Below are 3,616 nucleotides of genomic sequence, written 5' to 3' on the forward strand. Positions count from 1 at the left end.
TGCATTGGCGGCATCGCCGGTGCCCATCGAGGCTGTACAACGTATTCTCTTCGTCATAGATATGGCCCTCAGGGCAGCTGAGAACCACCAGGGCAGCGCGTCTGATGTTTTCGCCGATAGATACTGCTTCAAGATGATTCGGGTTGCAACACAGCGGGACGCCGCACAAGTGGTCGATTGTGAGATTGAGCGCCGATCCCTCGCCGTTCGCGAGTTCGTAAGCGAAACGGTGAACCTGAACGATTCGGCCCCTACGTTTCTGCCCCGGCACCCTCACGTACATCCGGCCGTATCCTGCCTTGTTCTTCGAGCCGGTCCACACCTGACAGTCATCGGTCAATGCGTGAAGATTCCTGCCTCGCTTCGAGACGGACTGGGACACAAGGCCATTTTTCAGTTTCACCTCGGGAGAAACCGCTACCCCATTCGCAACACCGTGGCCGTCGAGGTACACGGCCGAGACCGTGACACTGGCCGCGACTGTAATCAGTTCGCCACACCCGCACCCGCACCTGACTTTGTTCGGGTCGCCGTATCTCCGTAAGCGCCTCAGATGTCCTCGGCACAGCCCATCCCCCGCGACAACGCGCAGGCACCCATCGAGCTTGCACTGATCACCACCGGCACGTCCGTGCTTCGCAGGCGCGGAGGCCGGTCGCTCCACTCCCGCCTCAGCCCCTGGCTCAATGTTGAACTTGCGAGCGTTGCAGGTCCAATGAGCCGCACGACAATTTTCCATCGTGTGAGGGCCGCCCTTGGATAGCGGAATCACATGGTCGATGACCGGTGACAATGGCTCATGCTTACCCCCGAGAACGCGAGTTGTTCGCAATCGCTCCGGAATTGCCTTGCCGCATAGGTGACATGTCCAGCCGTCTCGCTCGAACACCTCGCGGGCAATGACCAGTTCGGTTTCAACCCCCCACTCCTTTGCCCGGTTGAGCATGTCACGAGCCCGGACAAGTTCCCGCTTGCGGAGCTTGACATGTTCCTCGCAGCGCTGACGACTCGGCCCCCGACCCGACGGGCGAGGGTCGAACATCGCGTCACAATCAGCACATTTAACGAGCATGAGGCCTCCTCTCTCCCATTGGACCATCCGCTGGGGACAAAGCTAGATCTTGCGCTTGCCAACCACCGAGTAAGCCGAATTCGGGATAGGGAGCCCGACGTGACAGTGCCTGACGGTCAAGGCACAGCCGGGGCAATTGGCCTGCACCAATATCCGATTGAATCTCAGCGCGGTATCAACCATACCCAGCTCCGCAGGCGTGATGCAACCAATTGCATTGGTGGAAAACCTTTTACCATGCGCGCATCATTGGAAGTCCACAGTGAATGCCATCTACAACATGGCGCCTTCTGCGAGGGAGAACTACTGGGCTGACTCCGAATCGGATTCGTCGCCCCACGGCACCGACGGTGTTCGGATTGGTTTATCGGTGCCGGGAGCACGCCACTGCGCCGCTGCGCTAGGTACATGTATGGCGTCAGCAGGCCCATGCTGCCGACACCACCGGTCACGATGTCGTCGCGGTCGCGCAGGCACCCCGGTGGGAGGTGGAGCGGCAGAGCATCTGCGCGCGAGGCCGAGAGCAAGCGGGAGCTCTACCGCTTCAGGATCACGGGAATCGGACCGGCTCGAAGAGAACTCGCTGGAAGTTCAGATCGAGTTCGTTCCGAACGCGATCGACGGCATCGGCCGCGGCCTACGCTCGCTCCATGGTGCGCCGCGCGGTGTTCGACCCGATCGACCACAAGTTATTGGCCGAGCAGCGACAACGCTTCGACTGGAGGTTGCTGCAGTACGGCCACGTCTTCGCAACGACACCGGTCCAGCCCGACCGCGATCCACCACGCGCAGTTGTGGAGTCCGGGGAAGGCGCAGACGCTGCTGTGTCCTCCTTCTGGAAGACCGTCATCAGGCCGTTGGTCAGTGCCATGAGCAGGACAATCACCACGCCACCGACTCCCGCCACGATCTTCGGTGACGACTTGCCGTCCTTGCCGGTGCCGGGTGCATCCGTCGCTGTGCTGGAGGTTGGGGTTCGGGGATCCCGGCTCCGGGTCCGGGTGTTCCACGGTCGACCTCGCCGGTCGGTGTGAGAACTGGACCTGTCCTGGGACCCGGTCAACACAACTGCGGTCGAGCCTCTCGGGCTGCTCGCTGCCGATCCCGCCCGGCCAGCGACGGGTGCATCACCTTGGTTGATCAGACGCCGGTGTTCGACGAGTCAGCACGGCCAGGTTGTTCTACCCCGGCGCCGGGCTTTGTCCTCGGCGGCCTTAACGGGCTCTTCCGGATTCAGAGTGCATCAATCACGTGGGTGAGGTTGCCGCAGTGCAGCAATGACCTGATTCGGTAGTGCAGTAGGTTGCGGAATCCGAGGGCGTGCCGACGTAGTGCTTCGAGCCGGCCGTTGATCGCCTCGGTCGGTCCGTTCGAGGCCCGGTACTCGAAATACGCCAGCACATCGGTCCGTCTGCGGTGCAGGGTGCGGCCGAGCTGGGCGAGTTCCTCGAGACCGTCGGGGACACCGGAGCGGATCGTATCGATCACCCGGGTCAGTTTCGTCTTGCCACGGCGACGATCGGTATCGGCGTAAGCCTCGATGATGTCCTGGTAGACCCGCCACGTGACCGCGACGGCGATGTGCCGCTCATCGGCGAACACCTTCTCGAGGCGTCGGCGTTGCCGGTCGCTGAGCGACTCCTCGCGGGTGCGGGCGGTGCGACGGATTCCGTAGAGCGGATCACCGGTGCAGCCTCGGTGCCCACGGGTGGGCTGCTGGATACGCTGACGGCACAGGTCCAGCTTCGCCCCGGCCAGGGCGACAACATGGAACGGATCCATCACCGTGACCGCGTCCGGAACAGTGCTGGTCGCGGCGGTCTTGTAGCCACCGAAGCCATCCATCGCCACGACTCGATCCGGCCGCGGACGTCTGCGCCTCGCTCGTCGAGCCAGGTCGACAGCACCGCCGAGGAGCGTCCTGGCACCAGATCGAGCAGACGGGCCGGGCCGACCCCGTCGAACACCGGCGTCAGGTCCACGATCACGGTGACATAGCCGTCGCCGGCCGCCCGGCGGGTATGCGCCCAGCGGTGCTCGTCGACCCCGATCACCCGCACCGACTCGAGCAGGGTGGGATCGGCGGCGAGCAGCCCGGTGGTGGCGTCGACCGCGATCGTATTGACCGTGTCCCAGGACAGGCCCAGTTCCCGGGCGATCGCCGCGATCGAGGTGCGGTCGACCATCAACCGGCGCAGGACGTGCCGGGCGCATCTGCGGGTGGTCGACGAACCGGGGCGGGCGAGTCGGTCGGTGGTGTGCCGGAACACTTCCCGCTCACAGGAGGTGTTCTCGCATCGGTAGCGGGGCACCCGCACCCGTAGCTGCAGAGGATGGCCGGCCACCGGCAGATCGGTGATCGTCCGCACGATCGTGTCCCGGTACGTCCCTGTCCGGGTGCAGTTCGGGCATCGGTCGGGTCCATCGACCAGCAGATCACAGAACACCACGGTGACCTCGCCATCGAGGGCGGCATCGGTGATCGTCACACCGAGTTCGATGGTGCGCATGATCGTGTCGGCGACGATCGAGCCGGGCAGGCAA

At 63.8% G+C, this 3,616-nt stretch carries 2 protein-coding genes and 2 pseudogenes; 1 reads left to right on the forward strand and 3 read right to left on the reverse strand.

Annotated elements, in window-relative coordinates:
• On the reverse strand, window positions 1-454 hold a 454-nt coding region (locus ACN675_RS28360), incomplete at its 3' end, for an HNH endonuclease (RefSeq protein WP_420753990.1).
• A gap of 252 nt (window positions 455-706) precedes the next feature.
• A pseudogene (locus tag ACN675_RS28365) lies at window positions 707-1,099 on the reverse strand (HNH endonuclease); the annotation flags it as partial.
• A gap of 623 nt (window positions 1,100-1,722) precedes the next feature.
• Here ACN675_RS28365 and ACN675_RS28370 point away from each other — a divergent pair.
• Window positions 1,723-2,106 carry a hypothetical protein gene (locus ACN675_RS28370; protein WP_420753989.1) on the forward strand — a complete coding sequence of 128 codons (384 nt, stop codon included), beginning with the start codon at window positions 1,723-1,725 and terminating at the stop codon, window positions 2,104-2,106.
• Window positions 2,107-2,305: 199 nt separating this feature from the next.
• Here ACN675_RS28370 and ACN675_RS28375 read toward each other — a convergent pair.
• A pseudogene (locus ACN675_RS28375) lies at window positions 2,306-3,582 on the reverse strand (ISL3 family transposase).
• Between the last annotated feature and the right edge of the window lie 34 nt (window positions 3,583-3,616).

It is taken from the genome of Rhodococcus sp. O3, assembly GCF_048897285.1.
Taxonomy (GTDB): domain Bacteria; phylum Actinomycetota; class Actinomycetes; order Mycobacteriales; family Mycobacteriaceae; genus Rhodococcus.

What these genes read in the sequence shown, in the direction of transcription:
- ACN675_RS28370 (WP_420753989.1), top strand. Translation starts at nt 1,723, where the DNA reads ATGGTGCGCCGCGCGGTGTTCGACCCGATCGACCACAAGTTATTGGCC.